General features: G+C 64.8%; 20 protein-coding genes and 3 tRNA genes. All 23 read left to right on the top strand.

Annotation, left to right across the window (positions count from 1 at the left end; all coding sequences use genetic code 11):
- Window positions 1-120 precede the first annotated feature (120 nt).
- The 23 genes from tpiA to rbfA all read left to right on the top strand — a co-directional run bounded on the left by tpiA (window position 121) and on the right by rbfA (window position 22,592).
- Complete coding sequence (tpiA, locus tag N7367_RS09575) at window positions 121-876, top strand: triose-phosphate isomerase (protein WP_279942252.1); 756 nt, start codon at window positions 121-123, stop codon at window positions 874-876.
- 33 nt (window positions 877-909) lie between these two features.
- Entirely contained in the window at window positions 910-1,347 is a 438-nt protein-coding gene (gene secG / locus N7367_RS09570) for a preprotein translocase subunit SecG (RefSeq protein WP_065175541.1), read from the top strand.
- Window positions 1,348-1,398: 51 nt separating this feature from the next.
- Window positions 1,399-1,483 (top strand) — tRNA-Leu (locus N7367_RS09565).
- A 111-nt stretch (window positions 1,484-1,594) separates the two neighbouring features.
- Window positions 1,595-1,951 carry an NADH-quinone oxidoreductase subunit A gene (locus tag N7367_RS09560; RefSeq protein ID WP_053519909.1) on the top strand — a complete coding sequence of 119 codons (357 nt, stop codon included), beginning with the start codon at window positions 1,595-1,597 and terminating at the stop codon, window positions 1,949-1,951.
- On the top strand, window positions 1,942-2,496 hold the full coding sequence (locus tag N7367_RS09555) for an NADH-quinone oxidoreductase subunit B (RefSeq protein ID WP_005410463.1): 555 nt from the start codon (window positions 1,942-1,944) through the stop codon (window positions 2,494-2,496). Before N7367_RS09560 ends, N7367_RS09555 begins: the two co-directional genes overlap by 10 nt.
- Before the next feature lie 33 nt (window positions 2,497-2,529).
- Complete coding sequence (locus tag N7367_RS09550) at window positions 2,530-3,276, top strand: NADH-quinone oxidoreductase subunit C (RefSeq protein ID WP_065181852.1); 747 nt, start codon at window positions 2,530-2,532, stop codon at window positions 3,274-3,276.
- The gene (locus N7367_RS09545) at window positions 3,273-4,580 is read left to right on the top strand and encodes an NADH-quinone oxidoreductase subunit D (RefSeq protein WP_053519911.1); all 1,308 of its coding nucleotides are present in this window, start codon (window positions 3,273-3,275) and stop codon (window positions 4,578-4,580) included. Before N7367_RS09550 ends, N7367_RS09545 begins: the two co-directional genes overlap by 4 nt.
- A 97-nt stretch (window positions 4,581-4,677) precedes the next feature.
- Window positions 4,678-5,205, top strand: coding sequence for an NADH-quinone oxidoreductase subunit NuoE (gene nuoE / locus N7367_RS09540; protein WP_006381132.1), 528 nt, complete (start codon window positions 4,678-4,680; stop codon window positions 5,203-5,205).
- Between the two features lie 4 nt (window positions 5,206-5,209).
- Entirely contained in the window at window positions 5,210-6,550 is a 1,341-nt protein-coding gene (gene nuoF / locus N7367_RS09535) for an NADH-quinone oxidoreductase subunit NuoF (protein WP_065175540.1), read from the top strand.
- Window positions 6,547-8,781: an NADH-quinone oxidoreductase subunit NuoG gene (nuoG, locus tag N7367_RS09530; RefSeq protein ID WP_279942251.1), complete on the top strand. Its 2,235-nt coding sequence runs from the start codon at window positions 6,547-6,549 to the stop codon at window positions 8,779-8,781. Before nuoF ends, nuoG begins: the two co-directional genes overlap by 4 nt.
- Complete coding sequence (gene nuoH, locus N7367_RS09525) at window positions 8,778-9,872, top strand: NADH-quinone oxidoreductase subunit NuoH (protein ID WP_279942250.1); 1,095 nt, start codon at window positions 8,778-8,780, stop codon at window positions 9,870-9,872. Before nuoG ends, nuoH begins: the two co-directional genes overlap by 4 nt.
- Before the next feature lie 4 nt (window positions 9,873-9,876).
- A complete protein-coding gene (nuoI, locus tag N7367_RS09520) occupies window positions 9,877-10,365 on the top strand; it encodes an NADH-quinone oxidoreductase subunit NuoI (RefSeq protein WP_053519915.1) in 489 nt (162 codons plus the stop codon).
- Between the two features lie 9 nt (window positions 10,366-10,374).
- Window positions 10,375-11,034 carry an NADH-quinone oxidoreductase subunit J gene (locus N7367_RS09515; RefSeq protein WP_053519916.1) on the top strand — a complete coding sequence of 220 codons (660 nt, stop codon included), beginning with the start codon at window positions 10,375-10,377 and terminating at the stop codon, window positions 11,032-11,034.
- The gene (nuoK, locus tag N7367_RS09510; RefSeq protein ID WP_053519917.1) at window positions 11,031-11,336 is read left to right on the top strand and encodes an NADH-quinone oxidoreductase subunit NuoK; all 306 of its coding nucleotides are present in this window, start codon (window positions 11,031-11,033) and stop codon (window positions 11,334-11,336) included. Before N7367_RS09515 ends, nuoK begins: the two co-directional genes overlap by 4 nt.
- 7 nt (window positions 11,337-11,343) lie before the next feature.
- A complete protein-coding gene (nuoL, locus tag N7367_RS09505; protein WP_053519918.1) occupies window positions 11,344-13,506 on the top strand; it encodes an NADH-quinone oxidoreductase subunit L in 2,163 nt (720 codons plus the stop codon).
- A 23-nt stretch (window positions 13,507-13,529) separates the two neighbouring features.
- Window positions 13,530-15,038: an NADH-quinone oxidoreductase subunit M gene (locus tag N7367_RS09500; protein WP_053519919.1), complete on the top strand. Its 1,509-nt coding sequence runs from the start codon at window positions 13,530-13,532 to the stop codon at window positions 15,036-15,038.
- A gap of 15 nt (window positions 15,039-15,053) precedes the next feature.
- Window positions 15,054-16,514 (top strand): NADH-quinone oxidoreductase subunit NuoN, encoded by a 1,461-nt coding sequence (nuoN, locus tag N7367_RS09495; RefSeq protein WP_053519920.1) that lies wholly within the window; start codon window positions 15,054-15,056, stop codon window positions 16,512-16,514.
- A gap of 126 nt (window positions 16,515-16,640) precedes the next feature.
- Window positions 16,641-16,717 (top strand) — tRNA-Met (locus N7367_RS09490).
- A gap of 82 nt (window positions 16,718-16,799) precedes the next feature.
- Window positions 16,800-16,876: transfer RNA gene (locus tag N7367_RS09485), tRNA-Met, on the top strand.
- 367 nt (window positions 16,877-17,243) lie between these two features.
- Window positions 17,244-17,834: a ribosome maturation factor RimP gene (rimP, locus tag N7367_RS09480; RefSeq protein WP_053518672.1), complete on the top strand. Its 591-nt coding sequence runs from the start codon at window positions 17,244-17,246 to the stop codon at window positions 17,832-17,834.
- A gap of 4 nt (window positions 17,835-17,838) precedes the next feature.
- Window positions 17,839-19,350 (top strand): transcription termination factor NusA, encoded by a 1,512-nt coding sequence (gene nusA, locus N7367_RS09475; RefSeq protein ID WP_053518673.1) that lies wholly within the window; start codon window positions 17,839-17,841, stop codon window positions 19,348-19,350.
- A 92-nt stretch (window positions 19,351-19,442) separates the two neighbouring features.
- Window positions 19,443-22,085 (top strand): translation initiation factor IF-2, encoded by a 2,643-nt coding sequence (gene infB / locus N7367_RS09470; protein ID WP_053518674.1) that lies wholly within the window; start codon window positions 19,443-19,445, stop codon window positions 22,083-22,085.
- Between the two features lie 123 nt (window positions 22,086-22,208).
- Window positions 22,209-22,592, top strand: a complete 384-nt coding sequence (rbfA, locus tag N7367_RS09465; RefSeq protein WP_053518676.1) for a 30S ribosome-binding factor RbfA — start codon at window positions 22,209-22,211, stop codon at window positions 22,590-22,592.
- Window positions 22,593-22,598 lie beyond the last annotated feature (6 nt).

Below are 22,598 nucleotides of genomic sequence, written 5' to 3'. Positions count from 1 at the left end.
CACCCCCGCCACGAGGGGCCGCGCCGTTGGCTGGAAATCCATGTAACCGCTTACACGGGAACGGATTTTTGCCGTAACGGGTATCATGACCGGCTGACTTCACACAGGAGCCACCCGCTCATGCGCCGCAAGATCGTCGCCGGAAACTGGAAGCTGCACGGCAGCCGTCAATTCGCCAATGAACTGCTGGGGCAGGTGGCTGCGGGACTGCCGCTGGACGGGGTCGATGTCGTCATCCTGCCGCCGCTGCCGTACCTGGGCGAGCTGGTCGAGGAGTTCGGCGCGACAGGCATGACCTTCGGTGCCCAGGACGTGAGCAGCAACGAGAAGGGGGCCTACACCGGCGAAGTGTGCGCGGCCATGCTGCACGAGGTCGGTGCCCGTTATGGCCTGGTTGGACATTCCGAGCGTCGCCAGTACCACCACGAGAGCAGCGAACTGGTTGCCCGCAAGTTCGCCGCTGCCCTGCATGCCGGCCTGGTGCCGGTACTGTGCGTGGGTGAGACCCTGGAGCAGCGCGAGGCCGGACAGACCGAAGCGGTCATCGCCAGCCAGCTGGCGCCGGTGCTGGAACTCGTCGGTGCCGACGGCTTCGCCAGCGCCGTGGTCGCCTACGAGCCGGTCTGGGCGATCGGCACCGGCCGCACCGCGAGCAAGGAGCAGGCGCAGCAGGTGCACGCGTTCATCCGTGGCGAAGTCGCGCGCATCGATGCTAGAATTGCTGATTCACTGCCCATTCTTTACGGCGGCAGCGTGAAGCCCGACAATGCCGGGGAACTGTTCGCGCAGCCGGATGTCGATGGTGGGCTGGTCGGTGGCGCCTCCCTGGTGGCCGCGGACTTCCTGGCCATCGCGAAGGCGGCGGCCGCGAACTAAATCCTAGAAGTATTGTCCGAGGGCGGATTTCCAATGCTGATGTTGATCCTCAATGTCGTCTACGTGCTGGTTGCCGTAGCCATGATCGCGCTGATCCTGATGCAGCGTGGCTCGGGCGCAGCGGCTGGTTCGGGCTTTGGTGCCGGTGCCTCGGGAACGGTGTTCGGTGCGCGTGGCGCCTCGAACTTCCTGTCCAAGTCGACCAAGTGGCTGGCCGTGGTGTTCTTCGGCATCAGTCTCTTCATGGCCTGGTATGCCGGCCACGGCAGCCGTCCTGCCGCCGAGCAGGACCTGGGTCTGATGTCCGCCCCGGCGGCCAGCGCTCCGGCCGCCCCTGCAGGCGAACTGCCGGCCGTTCCGAAGGCCGATGAGGTCCCGGCAGCCCCGGTTCCGGCGGCGACTGTGCCGGCTCAGGCGGAATCTTCGGTTTCTGGTGAAGAAAAGCCGTCGGAAGGCTCCCAGAAAGACTGAAGCCGGTTACAATACGCGGCGCATCGGGAAGATAGTCTGATGTGATCGTTTGCCCAGGTGGCGGAATTGGTAGACGCACTACCTTGAGGTGGTAGCGACGCAAGTCGTAGGGGTTCGAGTCCCCTCTTGGGCACCATTTGTAAGTAAAGCGGGTTCACCTGGCGCGCAATGCGCCAGGGCGATTCCCGTCCACTCCCCCATGCCAAAGCGCCTGCAGGCGCAGCGGCAGAGGCAAGAGAGAATCGCTGTGCTGGCCGAATATTTGCCGTCTCTGCTGTTTCTGATCGTTGCCACCGGTATCGGCGTCGTGCTGATGCTGGTCGGCCGACTTCTCGGTCCCCGCCGCCCTGATCTGGAAAAGCTCTCGCCGTACGAGTGCGGCTTCGAGGCGTTCGAAGACGCGCGCATGAAGTTCGATGTGCGCTATTACCTGATCGCGATCCAGTTCATCGTCTTCGACCTGGAAATCATCTTCATCGTGCCGTGGACCCAGGTCTTCATGGAGCTGGGTGCCCGTTCGCTGGTCACCATGGGCCTGTTCGTCGGCATGCTGTTCCTCGGTTTCATTTACGTCTGGAAGAAGGGAGCGCTGGAATGGGAGTGATTCAGACGCTCGATGGCCTCATGAACAATCCGACCCCGGAAGGGCGGGTTGATGACATCCTGCGGCCGGAAGGCGACAATCCCCTGCTGGAAAAAGGCTTCGTCACCACCAGCGTCGACGCCCTGCTGAACTGGGCGCGTACCGGCTCGATGTGGCCGATGACCTTCGGCCTGGCCTGCTGTGCCGTGGAGATGATGCACGCCGGCGCCGCGCGCCTGGACCTGGACCGTTACGGCGTGGTGTTCCGCCCGTCGCCGCGCCAGTCCGACGTGATGATCGTCGCCGGTACGCTGGTCAACAAGATGGCCCCGGCACTGCGCAAGGTCTACGACCAGATGCCCGACCCCAAGTGGGTGATCTCCATGGGCAGCTGTGCCAACGGCGGTGGTTATTACCACTATTCCTATTCTGTCGTGCGCGGCTGTGATCGCGTGGTGCCGGTGGACGTCTACGTCCCGGGCTGCCCGCCGACCGCCGAGGCGCTGGTGTACGGGATCCTGCAGCTGCAGAAGAAGATCTGGCGTACACAGACCATCGCCCGCTGACCCCTTCACCTGACAAGAGCGCGCCAAGCCCCCATGGCAGAGCAAGCATCCTTCATCGACCGACTCTCCGCACGTTTCGCTGGTGCGAAGGTCATCGTGGTCGAACCCCGCGGCGAAGTGACGCTGGAAGTGCCTGCCGCCGAGTGGCACGCCACCGCCCTGGCGCTGCGTGACGAGTTTGGTTTCGAGCAGGCCGTGGACCTCTGCGGCGTGGACTACCTGGGCTATGGCTCCGACGAATGGGACACCGCCGACGTGTCCTCGCACGGCTTCAGCCGCGGCGTCGAGGGCAAGGCGCAGGGCCGCTTCGCGTGGGGCGAGTTCCCCAGCGAGGAGAGTGCCGAAGGCGCTCGCCCGCAGCACATGCCGACCCAGCGCTTTGCCGTGGTGGCGCAGCTGCGCTCGTACCAGCACAACCTGATGATGCACCTGCGCTGCTTCGCACCTGACGAAGCACTGCCGGTGGTGTCCTCGCTGACCGGCATCTGGCCGGGCCTGAACTGGTTCGAGCGCGAAGCGTTCGATCTGTATGGCGTGATCTTCGAAGGCCACCCGGACCTGCGCCGGATCCTGACCGACTACGGTTTCGTCGGCCATCCGTTCCGCAAGGACTTCCCGCTGATCGGCAATGTCGAAGTGCGCTACGACGAAGAAAAGAAGCGCGTGATCTACGAACCGGTCACCTCGGTTGAGCCGCGTGTCGGCGTGCCGCGCGTGATCCGCGACGACGCCCGTCTGCAGACCGCAGCCGGCGAGCGCGCGCAGGAGGCAGTGAAGTGAGCCACGTACACCAGGCCGGCGAAGCGTTCGCCAGCAATGCCGCCGAAAGCCGGCAGGAAATCCGCAACTACACCATGAACTTCGGCCCGCAGCATCCGGCCGCGCATGGCGTGCTGCGCCTGATCCTGGAGATGGACGGCGAGACCATCATGCGCGCCGACCCGCACGTCGGCCTGCTGCATCGTGGTACCGAGAAGCTGGCCGAGTCCAAGCCGTTCAACCAGTCGATCGGTTACATGGATCGCCTGGATTACGTGTCGATGATGTGCAACGAGCACGCCTACGTGCGCGCGATCGAGACCCTGATGGGGATCGAGGCGCCGGAGCGTGCGCAGTACATCCGTACCATGTACGACGAGATCACCCGCATCCTCAACCACCTGATGTGGCTGGGTTCCAACGCGCTCGACCTGGGCGCGATGGCGGTGATGCTGTATGCCTTCCGCGAGCGCGAAGAGCTGATGGACTGCTACGAAGCGGTTTCCGGCGCGCGCATGCACGCGGCGTACTACCGTCCGGGCGGTGTCTACCGCGACCTGCCGGACCACATGCCGAAGTACAAGGAATCCCGTTGGCACAAGGGCAAGGCGCTGAAGCAGCTCAATGCTTCGCGCGAGGGCTCGCTGCTGGATTTCCTGGAGAACTTCACCAATGAGTTCCCGGGTCGCGTCGACGAGTACGAAACCCTGCTGACCGACAACCGCATCTGGAAGCAGCGCACCGTCGGCATCGGCGTGGTCACCCCGGAACTGGCGCACCAGTGGGGCATGACCGGCGTCATGCTGCGCGGCTCGGGCATCGCCTGGGATCTGCGCAAGAAGCGTCCGTATGCCAAGTACGATGCCGTTGATTTCGACATTCCGCTGGGCAAGGAAGGCGACTGCTACGACCGTTATCTGGTCCGCGTCGCCGAGATGCGTGAGTCCAACCGCATCATCAAGCAGTGCGTGGCATGGCTGAAGGCCAACCCCGGCCCGGTCATGGTCAAGAACTTCAAGGTCGCTCCGCCCAGCCGCGAGGACATGAAGGACGACATGGAAGCGCTGATCCACCACTTCAAGCTGTTCAGCGAAGGCTACTGCGTGCCGGCCGGCGAGACCTACTCGGCGGTGGAGGCCCCGAAGGGTGAGTTCGGCTGCTACCTGGTTTCCGACGGCGCCAACAAGCCCTTCCGCGTGCACCTGCGTGCGCCGGGCTTCGCCCACCTGTCCTCGATCGACTCGGTCGTGCGCGGCCACATGCTGGCCGACGTGGTGGCGATGATCGGTACCTACGATCTGGTGTTCGGCGAGGTTGACCGGTAATGCCGTCTGCCACGCCAACGCCTGCTGCAGGCAGCCGGCGCAAGCCGGCGCCGCAGTTCCTGGAATTTCACGTTATGCATTTCGCTGAGGTCGGCCGATGAAGGCGACAGGTAATTTCGAGGCGGCGCGCGACGTCGACCCGATGGTGGTGCTGAGCGACAAGACCCGCGCTCACATCGATCACTGGCTGTCCAAGTTCCCGCCGGACCGCAAGCGCTCTGCCGTGCTGCAGGGCCTGCATGCGGCCCAGGAGCAGAATGAGGGCTGGCTGACCGACGAGCTGATCGCCGGCGTGGCCAAGTACCTGGACCTGCCGCCGGTGTGGGCCTACGAGGTCGCCAGCTTCTACTCGATGTTCGAGACCGAGAAGGTGGGCCGCAACAACGTGGCCATCTGCACCAACATCAGCTGCTGGCTCAATGGCGCCGAGGACATCGTGCGCCACTGCGAGAAGAAGCTGGGCATCAAGCACGGCGAATCGACCCCGGACGGCCGCGTCTACCTCAAGCGCGAGGAAGAGTGCCTGGCCGGCTGCGGCGGTGCGCCGATGATGGTCATCAACGGTCACTACCATGAGCGTCTGACCCTGGAAAAGGTCGACGAGCTGCTGGACGGGCTGGAGTAAGGGCATGGCACATCACCACGAATCCAAGGGCCCGGTTGGTCCCGCTCCGCTGCCGCACCAGGTGGTCTACACCACCCTGCATTACGACACTCCGTGGTCGTACGAAAGCTACCTCAAGACCGGTGGCTACGCTGCCCTGCGCAAGATCCTCGAAGAGAAGATCCCGCCGGAGCAGGTCATCGAGATGGTCAAGGCCTCCGGCCTGCGCGGCCGCGGTGGCGCAGGCTTCCCGACCGGCCTGAAGTGGTCCTTCATGCCCAAGGGCAACATGCAGAAGTACATCCTCTGCAATTCGGATGAATCCGAGCCGGGCACCTGCAAGGATCGCGACATCCTGCGTTACAACCCGCATTCGGTGGTGGAAGGCATGGCGATCGCCTGCTACGCCACCGGTTCGACCGTGGGCTACAACTACCTGCGCGGCGAGTTCCACCACGAGCCCTTCGAGCACTTCGAACAGGCCCTGGCCGACGCCTACGCGAACGGCTGGCTGGGCAAGAACGTGCTGGGCTCAGGCGTGGACATCGACATCTACGGTGCTCTCGGTGCCGGTGCCTACATCTGCGGCGAAGAAACCGCGCTGATGGAATCGCTGGAAGGCAAGAAGGGACAGCCGCGCTACAAGCCGCCGTTCCCGGCCAACTTCGGCCTGTACGGCAAGCCGTCGACGATCAACAACACCGAGACCTACGGCTCGGTGCCGGCGATCATCCGCAACGGTCCGGAGTGGTTCAAGGGCCTGAGCCGGACCGCCAATGGCGGCCCGAAGTGCTTCTCGGTCTCCGGCTGCGTGCAGAACGGCGGCAACTTTGAAGTGCCGCTCGGCACCACCTTCGACGAGCTGCTGGAAATGGCCGGTGGCCTGCGCCCGGGCCGTACCCTGAAGGGCGCGATTCCGGGCGGCGTCTCCATGCCGGTGCTCACCGCGGCGGAGCTGAAGGGCCTGCCGATGGACTACGACACCATCCGGGCGCTGGGCTCCGGCCTGGGTTCCGGGGCGGTCGTGGTGCTGGATGACAGCGTGTGCTGCGTCAAGTTCGCCTGCCGCATCAGCCAGTTCTTCCACAAGGAATCCTGCGGCCAGTGCACGCCGTGCCGTGAAGGCACCGGCTGGATGCACCGCGTGCTCGAGCGCATCGTCGCCGGCAAGGCCACGATGGAAGACCTGCACCAGCTGAAGGCGGTGGCCGGCCAGATCGAAGGCCACACCATCTGTGCGTTCGGCGAAGCGGCGGCATGGCCCATCCAGGGTTTCCTGCGCCAGTTCTGGGACGAATTCGAGTACTACATCGTCAACGGTCATTCGATGGTTGACGGCAAGAAGGTGGAGGCAGCCGCCGCATGAGCGCGCAACCCGTAAACCCGAACGTGCCACCGGACCATGTGACCATCGAGATCGATGGCAAGTCCCTGGTCGTGCCCAAGGGTTCGATGATCATCCAGGCCGCCGACAAGGCCGGCATTCCGATTCCGCGCTTCTGCTACCACGAGAAGCTGCCGATCGCCGCCAACTGCCGCATGTGCCTGGTGGACGTGGAGAAGTCGCCGAAGCCGGCGCCGGCCTGCGCCACGCCGGTGATGGACGGCATGAAGGTCGCCACCCGCAGCGAGAAGGCGCTGAAGTTCCAGCGCTCGGTGATGGAGTTCCTGCTCATCAACCACCCGCTGGACTGCCCGATCTGCGATCAGGGCGGCGAATGCGAGCTGCAGGACGTGTCGCTGGGCTATGGCCGTTCGGTCAGCCGCTTCAACGAGCGCAAGCGCGTGGTCCCGGACGAGGACATGGGTCCGCTGGTCGCCACCGAGATGACCCGCTGCATCCAGTGCACCCGCTGCGTCCGTTTCACCGCCGAAGTGGCGGGCACCTATGAACTGGGTGGCATGTACCGCGGCGAGAACCTGCAGATCGGTACCTACGACGGCAAGCCGCTGACGACCGAGCTGTCCGGCAACGTCGTCGACGTCTGCCCGGTCGGCGCGCTGACCAACAAGGTGTTCCAGTTCCGTGCCCGTCCGTGGGAGCTGACCGCGCGCGAGTCGCTGGGTTACCACGACGCGATGGGTTCGAACCTGTTTCTGCATGTGCGCCGCGGTGAAGTGCTGCGTTCGGTGCCGCGCGACAACGAAGCGGTCAACGAATGCTGGCTGTCCGACCGCGACCGCTATTCGCACCAGGGCCTGTACAGCGAAGACCGTGCGGTCAAGCCGCTGCGCAAGGTCAACGGCGAGTGGAAGGAAGTGAGCTGGGCCGAAGGCCTGGCCGCTGCCGCCGACATCCTCAAGGCGAACCAGGGCGACACCCTGGGTGTGCTGGTGCACCCGTCGACCTCCAACGAGGAAGGCGCTCTGCTGGCGCGCCTGGCCAAGGGCCTGGGTTCGGGCAACATCGATCACCGCATCAACAACCGCGATTTCTCCGACGCCGCCACCGCCGAAGTGTTCGGCCTGCCGCTGGCGGAGATCGAAGGCGCTGACCGCATCGTGGTTCTGGGCAGCAACATCCGCCATGAACTGCCGCTGCTGCATGCCCGCCTGCGCAAGGCGCAGACCCAGAACGGCGCGAAGATCCACGTCGTCAACCCGGTCGACTTCGACTTCGCCTTCAGCATCGCCGGCAAGCAGATCGTCGCACCGTCGCAGTTCGTCGATGCCCTGGCCAACGCCGAGCTGCGTTCGGCGGTGCAGGGTGGCAGCAACACCGTGCTGATCGTCGGTGCCATCGCCGAGAACCACCCGCAGGCTGCCGCGATCCGCGCCGCCGCGCGTGATTTCGCCACCGCCACCGGTGCCCGCCTGTGCCGCATTCCGCAGGGCGCCAACGCCGTCGGCCTGACCCGTGCGGGCGTGCTGCCGGCCGGCAGGGACGTCGCCGCGATGCTGGCGCAGCCGCGCCAGGCCTACGTGGTGTACGGCCTGGAGCCGGGCCTGGACTTTGCCGATGCGCCTGCCGCGCGCAAGGCGCTGGCCGGTGCCCAGGTCGTGGCGTTCAGCCACTTCGCCTGCGCCTCGACCCGCGACGTCGCCGATGTGATCCTGCCGATCGGTGCGCTGCCGGAAATCGACGCCACCCTGACCAACCTCGATGGCCGCGAACAGTCGGCCCGTGCCGGCGGCAAGCTGCCGGGCGAGGCCCGTGAAGGCTGGCGCGTCCTGCGTGCGCTGGGCGGTGAGCTGGCGGTGGCCGGTTTCGACTTCATCGATCTGGCGGGCCTGCGTGCCAGCCTGGCACCGGTATCGGTCACCGTGGCTGCGTCGGACAAGCCGACCGTTGCAGGCGAAGGCCTGGAAGTGGCCTCGACGGCGGCGATCTACCGCACCGATGCCGTGGTCCGCCGCGCTCCGGCGCTGCAGTCGCATCCGCTGAACAACGCCCCGCGCATCGTCCTCAACACGGAAGATGCCGCACGCCTGCAGCTGCAGGAAGGGCAGATGGCCAAGGTCGGCACCGATGCCGGTCGCGCCACCCTGCCGGTGGTGGTCGACGCCCGCGTCGCTGCGGGTTCGGTCTGGATTGAATCGGGCCACGGCGCGACCGCGCCGCTGGGTGCCGCTCGCGTAACGGTGGTGGCTGCATGAACGAATTGCTGTTGAACGCGGTCGATCCGCTGCACCAGTGGCTGCTCGGCCTCGGTGACATCGGCGCGCTGCTCTGGATCATCCTGAAGATCCTGGTGATCACCGTACCGGTGATCGTCTCGGTGGCCTTCTACGTGGTCTGGGAACGCAAGCTGATCGGCTGGATGCACGTCCGCCATGGCCCGATGTACGTGGGCATGGGCATCTTCCAGGCCTTCGCCGACGTCTTCAAGCTGCTGTTCAAGGAAGTGGTCCAGCCGAGCAACGCCAACAAGGCGATCTACCTGCTGGCACCGCTGATCACCCTGGCCCCGGCGTTCGCGGCCTGGGCGGTGATTCCGTTCGATTCGCAGATCGTGCTGTCCAACGCCAATGCCGGCCTGCTGTACCTGCTGGCGATGACCTCGCTGGGCATCTACGGCATCATCCTGGCCGGCTGGGCGTCCAACTCGAAGTATGCGTTCCTGGGTGCGATGCGTGCCTCGGCGCAGATGATCAGCTATGAAATCGCGATGGGCTTCGCCCTGGTCGGCGTCATGATCGCTTCGGGCAGCCTGAACCTGAGCAACATCGTGATGGCCCAGGCCGGCAGTTCCGGCTTCTTCGACTGGTTCCTGCTTCCGCTGTTCCCGCTGTTCGTCGTGTACTGGGTGTCCGGCGTGGCCGAGACCAACCGTGCGCCGTTCGACGTGGTGGAAGGCGAGTCGGAAATCGTCGCTGGCCACATGGTCGAGTACTCGGGCGGCGCGTTCGCGCTGTTCTTCCTGGCCGAGTACGCGAACATGATCCTGATCAGCTTCCTGATCTCGATCTTCTTCCTCGGTGGCTGGCTGAGCCCGATCCAGGGCTGGGTCGATCCGGGCACTGTGTCGCCGCTGGTCGACTGGATCTGGAAGGGTGGCGCGCCATGGCTGTTCGTCAAGGTGTTCTTCTTCGCCAGTGCCTACATCTGGTTCCGTGCCAGCTTCCCGCGCTTCCGCTACGACCAGATCATGCGCCTGGGCTGGAAGGTCTTCATTCCGCTGACCATTTTCTGGATCGCGGTCACCGCCGTCATGGTGTTCTTCGGCGTGATTCAAAAGGGCGTCTAAAGTGATGAACAGGATTACCCATTACTTCAAGAGCCTGCTGCTGCTCGAACTGCTGGCCGGCCTTTGGCTGACGCTGAAGTACAGCGTCAGGCCGAAGTACACGATGATGTACCCGATGGAGAAGTTCCCGCAGTCGCCGCGCTTCCGTGGCCTGCATGCGCTGCGCCGCTATCCCAACGGTGAAGAGCGCTGTATCGCCTGCAAGCTGTGCGAGGCGGTCTGCCCGGCACTGGCCATCACCATCGATTCGGCCAAGCGCGAGGACGGCACCCGCCGTACCACCCGCTACGACATCGACCTGTTCAAGTGCATCTTCTGCGGCTTCTGTGAGGAAAGCTGCCCGGTGGACTCGATCGTCGAAACCCACATCCTCGAGTACCACTTCGAGAATCGTGGCGAAAACATCGTTACCAAGCCGCAGCTGCTGGCCCTGGGCGACCGTCTCGAGTCCGAGATCGCCGAGCGTCGCGCCGCCGATGCCGCTTACCGCTGAGGTCGAGAGATGGATTGGGTAAATATCGCTTTCTGGGTCTTCGCCATCGTGGCCGGCATCTCCGCCGCGGCGGTGATCAGCGTGCGCAACCCCGTGCACGCCGTGCTGTGCCTGGTGCTGACCTTCTTCTCCGTTGCCTGTGTGTGGCTGCTGGTGGGCGCCGAGTTCCTCGGTGTGGCGCTGGTGCTGGTCTACGTCGGCGCGGTGATGGTGCTGTTCCTGTTCGTGGTGATGATGCTCGACATCGATCCGTCGAACCTGCGTGAGGGCTGGGTGCGTTACCTGCCGGTCGGCCTGGTCGTGGCCGTGGCGATGCTGGTGCAGATGCTGATGCTGATCGGCGTCAAGGGCAGGGCGGTCAACCCGTTCCCGGCCGACAATGCCGCCGCTCTGGCCGCTGACACGTCCAACGTCACCTGGCTGGCCCGCAGCCTGTTCACCGAGTACCTGCTGCCGTTCGAGTTTGCCGCCGTCATCCTGACCGTGGCCGTGGTGGCCGCGGTGATGCTGACCCTGCGTCGCCGCGAAGGCCTGAAGACCCAGAACCCGACGCAGCAGACCATGGTCAAGGCGCACGATCGCCTGCGCGTGGTCAAGATGAGTGCCGAGCAGCCGGTGGTGCACAGCAACAGCACGCCTGCGGCGGGCGAAGAGGAGACCAAGGCATGATCACTCTGGGCCATATCCTGGCGCTGGGCGCGGTGCTGTTCTGCATCAGCCTTGCCGGCATCTTCCTCAACCGCAAGAACATCATCGTGCTGCTGATGTCCATCGAGTTGATGCTGCTGTCGGTGAACATCAACTTCGTCGGATTCTCGCGCCAGCTGGGCGATCCATCCGGCCAGCTGTTCGTGTTCTTCATCCTGACCGTCGCCGCTGCCGAGGCCGCCATCGGCCTGGCGATCCTGGTGACCCTGTTCCGTACCCGCCGCACGATCAATGTCGGCGAAGTCGATTCGCTGAAGGGCTGATCCACAGATGGAAATCACTCTCTCCAAGAGTCTGTTGATCGCAGTGGTGCTTGCACCGCTGTTCGGCAGCATCATCGCCGGCCTGTTCGGTCGCCAGGTCAAGCGCTTCGGCGCGCAGACCATCACCATCCTCGGCGTTGCGGTTGCGTGCGGCCTGTCGATGTACACGCTCTACCAGCTGCTGTGGGGTGGGGCGCAGCCGTTCAACCAGAACGTCTACACCTTCTTTGAAGTCGGCCAGTACTCGGCCCACGTCGGTTTCATGGTCGACAAGCTGACCGCGATGATGATGGTGGTGGTGACCTTCGTGTCGCTGCTGGTCCACATCTACACGATCGGCTACATGCAGGACGATCCGGGCTACCAGCGCTTCTTCAGCTACATCTCGCTGTTCACCTTCTCGATGCTCACCCTGGTGATGAGCAACAACTTCCTGCAGCTGTTCTTCGGCTGGGAAGCGGTGGGCCTGGTGTCGTACCTGCTGATCGGCTTCTGGTTCAAGCGCCCGACCGCGATCTTCGCCAACATGAAGGCGTTCCTGGTCAACCGCGTCGGTGACTTCGGCTTCCTGCTGGGTATCGCCGGCGTGCTGTGGGTGTTCGGCACCCTGGACTACTCCGAGGTGTTCTCGCAGGCCAGCATGCTGGCCGACCCGCGCGCCCAGCTGCAGATCTGGGACGGCACCCTGTTCGGGATGCAGCTGCTGAACGAGCCGGTGATCTGGTCGATCGCCACGCTGATCTGCATCTGCCTGTTCATCGGCGCCATGGGCAAGTCGGCCCAGGTCCCGCTGCACGTGTGGCTGCCGGATTCGATGGAAGGCCCGACGCCGATCTCGGCGCTGATCCACGCCGCGACCATGGTGACCGCCGGTATCTTCATGGTCACCCGCATGTCGCCGCTGTTCGAGCTGTCGCAGACCGCGCTGGACTTCATCCTGTTCATCGGTGCCACCACGGCCTTCTTCACCGGCCTGATCGGTATCGTGCAGAACGACATCAAGCGCGTGGTCGCGTACTCGACGCTGTCGCAGCTGGGCTACATGACCGTGGCACTGGGTGTTTCGGCCTACTCGGCCGCCGTGTTCCACCTGATGACCCACGCCTTCTTCAAGGCGCTGCTGTTCCTCGGTGCCGGCTCGGTCATCATCGCCATGCACCACGAGCAGGACATGCGCAAGATGGGCGGCCTGCGCAGGTACATGCCGATCACCTTCATCACCATGTGGATCGGCACCCTGGCCCTGGTCGGTACGCCGTTCTTCTCCGGCTTCTACTCGAAGGACACCATCATCGAGGCCGCCGAGATCCATGCCCATATCCAGGGCAGCTGGGTGGCCACCTATGGCTACTGGGCGGTGCTGGGCGGCGTGCTGGTGACCAGCTTCTACAGCTTCCGCCTGCTGTTCATGACCTTCCATGGCAAGGAGCGCTTCCGCGACGCGCATGACGATCATGGCCACGGCCATGACGATCACCATGCCGCCGATGCGCATCATGCCGACGCCCACCATGACGACCACGGTCATGGCCACGGCGCGCACGAGCCGCACGAGACCCCGTGGGTGGTGACCCTGCCGCTGATCCTGCTGGCCATCCCGTCGATCGCCATCGGCTTCTTCAGCATCGGTCCGATGCTGCACGGCACCGACTGGGCCGGCCACCACGCCCATGAGGCGATCAAGGGCCAGGCGACCACGTTCTTCACCGGCATCGTTGATTTCTACGATCCGGCCAAGAACACCGTGGCCTTCCTCGGCGAGGAATTCCATGGCCCGGTGGCGTTCGCGCTGCACGGCATGATGCTGCCGCCGTTCTGGCTGACCCTGGCGGGCTTCCTGCTGGCCGCGTTGTTCTACCTGTGGAAGCCGGACCTGTCGGGCAAGGCACGCAAGGCCTTCGCCCCGCTGGTGTCGGTGCTGGAAAACAAGTACGGCTTCGACAAGCTGTGGATCGATGGCTTTGCCGGTGGCAGCGTCAAGCTCGGCAGGGTCTCGCGCTGGATCGACAGCAACATCGTCGACGGCGTGGTCAATCTCTCGGCACGTGTTGTGGACGTCGCAGCCGGCGTGCTGCGTCGTACCCAATCCGGTTTCCTCTATCACTACGCCTTCGCGATGATCATCGGCCTGATTGCCCTGCTGGGCGTGCTGATGCATTACCTGCGTTGATGACCTGTACGGAATAAGAAGACGTGTCGAACTGGCCTCTACTCAGTGTCCTCATCTGGCTGCCGATCATCGGTGGTGCCCTGATCCTTGCGATCCGTGATGCGCAGACCGCCCGCTGGGCGTCGCTGGGCGTGGCGGTGCTGACCTTCGTGGCGAGCCTCTCGCTGCTGGGCGGCTACAACCCGGGCATCGATGGCCTGCAGTTCGTCGAGACCCATGCGTGGATCCCGGCGTACAAGATCGGCTACAACCTGGGCGTGGACGGCATCGCCGTGGCGCTGATCCTGCTGACCACCCTGGTCAGCGTGCTTGCCCTGATCGGTGCCTGGAGCGCGATCGACAAGCGCGTCAACCAGTACGTGGCGGCCTTCCTGATCCTGGAAGGCGTCACCGTCGGCATCTTCGCCGCGACGGACGCGATGCTGTTCTACGTGTTCTTCGAAGCGATGCTGATCCCGATGTTCCTCATCATCGGTGTCTGGGGTGGCCCGCGTCGCATCTACGCCGCACTGAAGTTCTTCCTCTACACCTTCCTCGGCTCCGTGCTGATGCTGGTGGCGCTGATCTACCTGTACATGAAGGGCGGCAGCTTCCAGCTGGCCGATCTGTACGCGCTGCCGCTGACGGCCAAGGAGCAGACCTGGATCTTCTTCGCCTTCCTGATCGCCTTCGCGGTCAAGGTGCCGATGTTCCCGGTGCACACCTGGCTGCCGGATGCGCACGTGGAAGCGCCGACCGCCGGTTCGGTGATCCTGGCCGCCATCGCGCTGAAGATCGGTGGTTACGGCTTCCTGCGCTTCAACCTGCCGATCGTGCCGGATGCTTCGCTGGAGTGGGCCTGGCTGGTGATCGCGCTGTCGCTGATCGCGGTGATCTACGTCGGCCTGGTCGCCCTGGTCCAGGACGACATGAAGAAGCTGATCGCGTACTCGTCGATCGCGCACATGGGTTTCGTCACCCTGGGTACCTTCATTGCCCTGTGGCTGGTGCGTGAAGCCGGCAACGTCGATGCGGCCCGCCTGGGCCTGCAGGGCGCGATGGTGCAGATGATCTCGCACGGCTTCGTGTCGGGTGCGATGTTCTCCTGCGTCGGCGTGCTGTACGACCGCATGCACAGCCGCCGCATCGCCGATTACGGCGGCGTGGTCAATGTGATGCCCTGGTTCGCCACCTTCGCCATGCTGTTCTTCATGGCCAATGCGGGCCTGCCGGGCACCAGCGGTTTCGTCGGCGAGTTCATGGTCATCCTGTCCGCCTTCCAGCGTAACCCGTGGATCGCCCTGGGCGCGGCCACCACCCTGATCATCGGTGCGGCCTACACCCTGTGGCTGTACAAGCGCATCTTCTTCGGCGAAGTGGCCAACAGCCATGTCGCCGAACTGAAGGACATCAACGGCCGCGAATGGCTGGTGCTGGGCGTGTTCGCCATCGGCGTGCTTGCCCTGGGCATCTACCCCAAGCCGCTGACCGACCTGATGGAGCCCTCGATCGCGAAGCTGGCGATGCAGATCGCATCCAGCAAGCTGCTGTAATTCCAGGATTTGATGATGACCACCTCGCCGCTGCTGCCATTGACCGCTGCTGACCTGCCTCCGCTCGCCCCCGAGCTGGTGCTGATCGGCAGCGCCTTCGCCCTGATGATCCTCGACCTGTTCGTCAGCGAGCGGAACAAGATCGTCACCCACCTGTTCTCGGTTGCTGCACTGGCCGTCGTGCTGTTCATGCTGGCGACCGGCGTGGGCGGGCAGGGAGAGGTCTTCCATGGCATGTTCGTGCGCGATACCGCCGCGGACGTGATGAAGACCGGGATCGTGCTGCTCAGCGGCCTGACCCTTGTGTACGGCTGGCGCTACCTGCGCGACCGCAACCTGTTCCAGGGCGAGATCCCGGTGCTGATCCTGTTCGGCACGGCCGGCATGATGATCCTGGTCTCGGCCGGCAGCCTGCTGATGGTCTACCTGGGCCTGGAACTGCTGGCGCTGTGCTCGTATGCGCTGGTGGCCAGCAACCGCGACAGCGGCCTGGCCTCGGAAGCGGCGATGAAGTACATCGTGCTCGGTTCGCTTGCCTCCGGCCTGCTGCTGTATGGCATGTCGCTGATCTACGGCGCCACCGGCAGCCTGCACCTGGACGTGATCCGCGATGCCATCCCGCATTCCGAAGAGCGCGTGCTGCTGATCACCGGCGCGGTGTTCATGATCGCGGGCGTGGCCTTCAAGCTGGGTGCGGCACCGTTCCACATGTGGCTGCCGGACGTCTACCAGGGTGCGCCGGCGCCGATCGCGCTGTTCATCAGCTCGGCACCGAAGCTGGCTGCGTTCGGCATGGCCTACCGCCTGCTGGAAATGGGCGTGGGTCCGCTGTCGACCGAGCTGCAACTGCTGATCGCCGGCCTGGCCGCCGTATCGCTGGTGATCGGCAACCTGATGGCGATCGCGCAGAGCAATCTCAAGCGCATGCTGGCGTTCTCCACCGTCTCGCACATCGGCTTCCTGCTGATGGGCATCGCCGGTGGTGGCTCGCAGGGCTACGCCGCCGCGCTGTTCTATGCGCTGGCCTACGCCATCATGTCCACCGCTGCCTTCGGCGCGATCATCGCGCTGTCGCGTGCCGGCTTCGAGGCCGAGAACATCGAGGACTTCAAGGGCCTCAACGCGCGCAACCCGTGGATGGCCGGCCTGGTGCTGTGCATCATGGCGTCGCTGGCGGGCATTCCGCCGTTCCTCGGCTTCTGGACCAAGCTGGCGGTGCTGGGTGCGGCCGTCAACGGCGGCCTGCTGTGGCTGGCGATCCTCGGCGTGCTGTGCGCAGTGGTCGGCTGCTTCTACTACCTGCGGGTCATCAAGGTCATGTACTTCGATGAGCCGGTGGGCGAGGCCATTCCGCGCAGCAACGATCGCGTGCTGGGCCTGGTGCTGGGCGTGAACGCGCTGGCGCTGCTGGCGCTGGGCCTGGCCTGGAACCCGATCATGGTCTGGTGCCAGCAGGCTTTTGCGCATCTTGCATAAAAGTTGACACAAAGCTGCGCGATTCGTGTAATATGCGCAGCCTGAGTTGTCACTGCAGCGGTTCAGCCAGAACATCGTTGCGACAGCCCCCTCGCTAGGGTGGGGCAGCAGCTCAAACACTTCCGGTGCGGGGTGGAGCAGTCTGGCAGCTCGTCGGGCTCATAACCCGAAGGTCGCAGGTTCAAATCCTGCCCCCGCTACCAACATCAGACCGGCGCCATCCGGCTTGATGAATGAGGGAAAGCTTGCATTTATTGCAGTTATGCCTCATGATTCCGCTTCTGATGCGGGGTGGAGCAGTCTGGCAGCTCGTCGGGCTCATAACCCGAAGGTCGCAGGTTCAAATCCTGCCCCCGCTACCAAGTAAAGAGATCGCCTTCGAAGTCCTGCTTCGAAGGCGTTTTTCTTTGAGGTATGTGTGCTTTCCACGTGTTCGGGGTCAGATCCCTTTTTCCGTGGAAAAGGGATCTGACCCGGGTCCCTGCCTTGCACCAGCGCGGTGCAGCCGCTATCATCATCGGCCTAAGCAGTACCCCTGAAGGCGGCGCTCCCCTGGGGAGACCTCACCCGGAAGGAGGGCTCGCAACATGCCTTCGCGGCGTGCTGCAACCGGAATCCAGTCACCGGAGTCTTTCCGGAAAAAGGGGCCCTGCGGGCCCTTTGTCGTTTCCGGGGCGTCATGTTCACGCCGGCCATGGCCGGCACCCAACCAAGAGATCAAGGCAGGCTGTGAGCGACAAGGCAACCGACATCGCGAATCTGCTCGCCCCGACCGTTGTGTCGCTGGGCCTGGAGCTGCTGGGCGTTGAGTATCTGCCGGCCCCCGGCGGTGCGACCCTGCGCCTTTACATCGACGTGCCGCTGGCTGAACAGCCCGAGCGCATCATCAATGTCGACGACTGCGAGCGGGTCAGCCGCGAAGTGTCGGCGCAGCTGGACGTCGAAGACCCGATCAGCGGCAACTACACGCTGGAAGTGTCCTCGCCGGGCGTCGATCGTCCGCTGTTCAACCTGGAGCAGTTCACTCGCCACCTGGGGGAGTCGGCCAAGGTCACCCTGAAGCTGCCGCAGGACAACCGACGTCGCCTGCAGGGCCGTATCGAAGCGACCGACGAGGCTGCGGGCACCATCACCTTCATCGTCGACAAGGCCGAAGTGGTCGTGTCGGCGGACAACATCGACAAGGCACGGATCCTGCCCGACTGGGTGGCGCTGGGGCTGGCCCCGAGCAAGCCGACCGGTCCGGCACCGAAGCGTCCGAAGCCGAACAAGAATTCTTCTTCCAACGAGCCGGCGGCAAAGAAGCCGCGCGCGGAGTGAGCCAATGAGCAAGGAACTGTTGCTGGTAGTCGACGCGGTCGCCAACGAGAAGGGCGTGCCGCGTGAAGTGATCTTCGATGCCATCGAGGCCGCCCTGGCCTCGGCAGCGAAGAAGCGCTATCCCGACGAGGAAGTGCTGACCCGCGTGGTCATCGACCACAAGGATGGCAGCTACGAAACCTTCCGTCGCTGGGAAGTGGTGGCCGATGACGTGGTCATGGAGTCGCCCGACCGCCAGATCCGCCTGATGGACGCCATCGATGAAGCCGAGGGCGTGGACGTCGGCGATTACATCGAAGAGCAGATCGAGAACCCGGACTTCGGCCGCATCGCCGCCCAGGCCGCCAAGCAGGTGATCGTGCAGCGCGTTCGCGAAGCCGAGCGCCAGCAGGTCGTGGACGCATGGAAGGACCGCGTCGGCGAGCTGATCACCGGTGTGGTCAAGCGTGCCGAGCGTGGCAACATCTACGTCGACCTCGGCGGCAACGCCGAAGGCTTCATCCCGAAGGACAAGGGCATTCCGCGCGACGTGCTGCGCGCCGGTGACCGCGTCCGCGGCTACCTGGCCGAAGTGCGCTCGGAGCCGCGTGGCCCGCAGCTGTTCATCAGCCGCGCCGCGCCGGAGTTCATGATCGAGCTGTTCAAGCTGGAAGTGCCGGAAGTCGGTCAGGGCCTGGTGGAAATCAAGGCCTGTGCCCGCGATCCGGGCGACCGCGCCAAGATCGCCGTGCTGGCCCACGACCAGCGCACCGATCCGATCGGTGCCTGCATCGGCATGCGCGGTTCGCGCGTGCAGGCGGTGTCCAACGAGCTCAATGGCGAGCGCGTGGATATCGTGCTGTGGAACGACAACCCGGCCAACTTCGTCATCAATGCGATGGCGCCGGCCGAGGTGCAGTCGATCATCGTCGATGAGGACAAGCACTCGATGGATCTGGCCGTTGCCGAGGACCGCCTGGCCCAGGCGATCGGCAAGGGTGGCCAGAACGTGCGCCTGGCCAGCCGCCTGACCGGCTGGCAGCTCAACGTGATGACCCAGGACCAGGTCACCGCCAAGTCGGAGGCCGAGCAGGCTTCGGCCCGCCAGCTGTTCATGGACAAGCTGGAAGTGGACGAGGAGATCGCCGGCATCCTGGTCAGCGAAGGCTTCGGCACCGTCGAGGAAATCGCTTATGTCCCGGTCGGCGAACTGCTGGCCGTGGAAGGTTTCGACGAGGATATCGTCGAAGAGCTGCGCGCTCGTGCCCGCGATGCGCTGCTCAATGAGGCCCTGGCAGTCGAGGAAGGCCTTGAAGACGGCCAGCCGGCGCAGGACCTGCTGTCCCTGAAGGGCATGGACGAAGCCACCGCGTATGCGCTGGCCGGCCACGGCGTGCGCACCAGCGAGGATCTGTCCGACCTGGCCGCCGACGAGGTCGTGGACTTCGGCATCGAAGGGCTGGACCAGGAGCGCGCCGCCGCGCTGATCCTGGCCGCGCGTGCCGAGGAGATCGCCCGACTGGAACGCGGCGAATGAGCCGGCAATGAACAGGGCCCTGAGCCGCTCAGGGCGTAGAATCCGCGCCACCTCCAGATGCGGGGGGGCGCCCACAAGATCATAGGATCCGAATGTCGCAGCAAACCACCATCCGCAAGCTTGCCGAACTGGTCAACACACCGGTCGAAAAACTGCTTGAACAGCTGGCCGGTGCCGGCATGAAGTTCAGCGGTCCCGACCAGGTCGTGACCAGCACCGAGAAGGTGAAGCTCCTGGGCTTCCTTCGTCGTTCGCACGGCAAGCCCGAGCAGGCGCCGGAAGAGACCGATCAGTCTGCAAAGAAGATCACCCTCAACCGCCGTAAACAGCAGGAAGTGACGGTCAATTCCGGTCGCAGCAAGACGACCGTGAATGTCGAGGTGCGCCAGAAGCGTACCTACGTCAAGTCCGATGGTGGTCGTGCGATGACTCCGGACGAAGAGCGCGCCGACATCCTGCGCAAGCTGGAAGAGTCGCGCGCCCGCAACCTCGCCGAACAGCAGGCATTGGCCGAGAAGGACCGTCTGCGCGACGAGGCCATCGTCCGTGCACGCGAGGAAGAGATTGCCGCCAAGGAGCGTGCCGAAGCCGAGAAGAAGGCTGCAGAGGAAGCAGCGGTTGCCGCCAAGGCCGCCGAGGCGCTGGCCGCCAGCCAGCCGAAGACGCGCGCTCCGATCGACGAAACCGCACCGCGTCCGCCGCGTACCCCGGCCGCAGCCCCGGCTGCCCCGCGTGGCGCTCCGCCACGCAGCGACGACCGCAACAACCGCAGCGCGCCGCGCAACGAGCGTGGCCCGGGCGATCGTTTCTCCGGCCAGATGCACCTGTCGGCCGCCGACCGTGCACGTCGTGGCAACAGCAACAGCACGACCCGTGGTCGTCCGGGCGGCCGGAACCAGGCCGGCGGCCGTCGCGACATGTCGCGCGGTGGCAGCAACGCCGGTCCGCATGCCTTCGAACGTCCGACCGCACCGGTCGTGCGTGAAGTGGCGATCGGCGACACGATCACCGTGGCCGACCTGGCGCAGAAGCTCGCGCTGAAGGGCGGCGAGGTGGTCAAGGCGCTGTTCAAGATGGGCGTGATGGCCACCATCACCCAGTCCATCGACCACGACACGGCGGCGCTGGTGACCGAGGAACTCGGCCACAAGGCGATCCGTGCCAACGACAACGACGCCGAAGACGCACTGCTGGCATCGACCGGTGAAAACCAGGGCGAAGCCGTGCAGCGCCCGCCGGTGGTCACCATCATGGGCCACGTCGACCACGGCAAGACCTCGCTGCTGGATTACATCCGCCGCACCAAGGTCGCCACCGGCGAAGCCGGCGGCATCACCCAGCACATCGGTGCGTACCACGTGGATACGCCGAAGGGCGTGATCAGCTTCCTGGATACCCCGGGCCACGCAGCCTTCACTTCGATGCGTGCCCGCGGTGCCAAGCTGACCGATATCGTGGTGCTGGTGGTCGCTGCCGATGACGGCGTGATGCCGCAGACCAAGGAAGCGATCCAGCATGCCCGTTCCGCCGGCGTGCCGCTGATCGTGGCAATCAACAAGATCGACAAGTCCGACGCCGATCCGATGCGGGTCAAGAACGAACTGCTGACCGAGCAGGTCGTGGCCGAAGACTTCGGTGGCGACACCCAGATGGTGGAGATCTCGGCCAAGACCGGCCTGGGCATCGACGACCTGCTGGACGCCATCTCGATCCAGGCCGAACTGCTGGAGCTGAAGGCTGTCGATGAAGGCCGCGCGTCCGGCGTGGTGATTGAATCGTCGCTGGACAAGGGCCGCGGCCCGGTCGCCACCGTGCTCGTGCAGCAGGGCCGCCTGAAGAAGGGCGATTACCTGGTGTGCGGCATCCAGTACGGCCGCGTGCGAGCGCTGTTCGACGAAACCGGCAAGCAGCCGGAGTTTGCCGGCCCGTCCATCCCGGTGCAGGTCCTGGGCCTGTCCGGCGTGCCGGAAGCCGGTGACGACTTCGTGGTGGTCGAGGACGAGCGTCTGGCCAAGGACGTTGCCCAGCAGCGTGAGACCAAGCGCCGCGAGTCGCGCCTGGTCGCCACGGCGGGCAGCCGGATGGAAGACATCATGGCGACCCTGGGCAAGGGTGAGGGCCAGCAGGTCCTCAACCTGGTCATCAAGGCCGACGTGCAGGGTTCGGTGCAGGCGCTGAGCCAGGCGCTGGTTGCGCTGTCCAACGACGACATCCGCATCAACGTGATCCACTCCGGCGTGGGCGGCATCACCGAGTCGGACGCCAATTCGGCTGCCGCCTCCAAGGCCACCGTCATCGGCTTCAACGTGCGTGCGGATGCTTCGGCCCGTCGCATCATCGAATCCAACGGCGTGGACCTGCGTTACTTCTCGATCATCTATGACGTGATCGATCAGGTGAAGCAGGTAGCCTCCGGTCTGCTGGGCGTGGAGATCCGCGAAGAGATCATCGGTATCGCCGAGGTTCGCGATGTCTTCCGCAGCTCCAAGCTGGGCGCCGTCGCCGGCTGCATGGTCATCGAAGGCGTGGTCAAGCGCAGCAAGCCGATCCGCGTCCTGCGCGACAGCGTGGTGGTGTTCGAAGGCGAGCTGGAATCGCTGCGTCGCTTCAAGGAAAACGTCGAGGAAGTCCGCAACGGTACCGAATGCGGTATCGGCGTGAAGGCTTACAACGACGTCAAGCCGGGCGACCAGATCGAGTGCTTCGAGCGCATCGAAGTGCCGCGTACCCTGTAATGCTGCAACGGACCGGCCCTCGCGGGCGGGTCCACCCCTGGTGGCGCCCGACCCCGGTCGGGCCGTCTCTCCCGGTAGGGCCCGACCTTGGTCGGGTCACATTCAATTCAAGAGCCCGACCGCGTGCCCAAGACTTTCCATCGAACCGACCGTGTCTCCGCCCAGCTGCGCCGTGAACTCGGCACCCTGGTGCACAACGCCGTGCGCGAGCACGGGTTGCCCTCGGTGAGCGTGTCCGACGTGGAAATCACCCGCGACATGGCCCATGCCAAGGTCTTCGTCACCGCGCTGATGCCGGAACGTTCGGCCGAAGCGGTGGCCGGCCTGAAGGAACTGGGCTATCGCCTGCGCATGGACCTGGCCCGGGCGATGAAGCTGCGCCACGTGCCGGAGCTGCATTTCCATTACGACGACTCGGTTGATCGGGGCGAGCACATCGACAACATCCTGCGCGATCTGCCCGACACCGTGGCTGCCGAGAAGCGCCGCGAAAGCGACGAAGAATAACCGCGC

The organism is Stenotrophomonas sp. GD04145, assembly GCF_029835135.1.
Classification (GTDB): Bacteria; Pseudomonadota; Gammaproteobacteria; order Xanthomonadales; family Xanthomonadaceae; genus Stenotrophomonas; species Stenotrophomonas maltophilia_P.
Note: the sequence above shows the minus strand (reverse complement) of the source record. Positions and strands in the feature narration are given on the sequence as shown.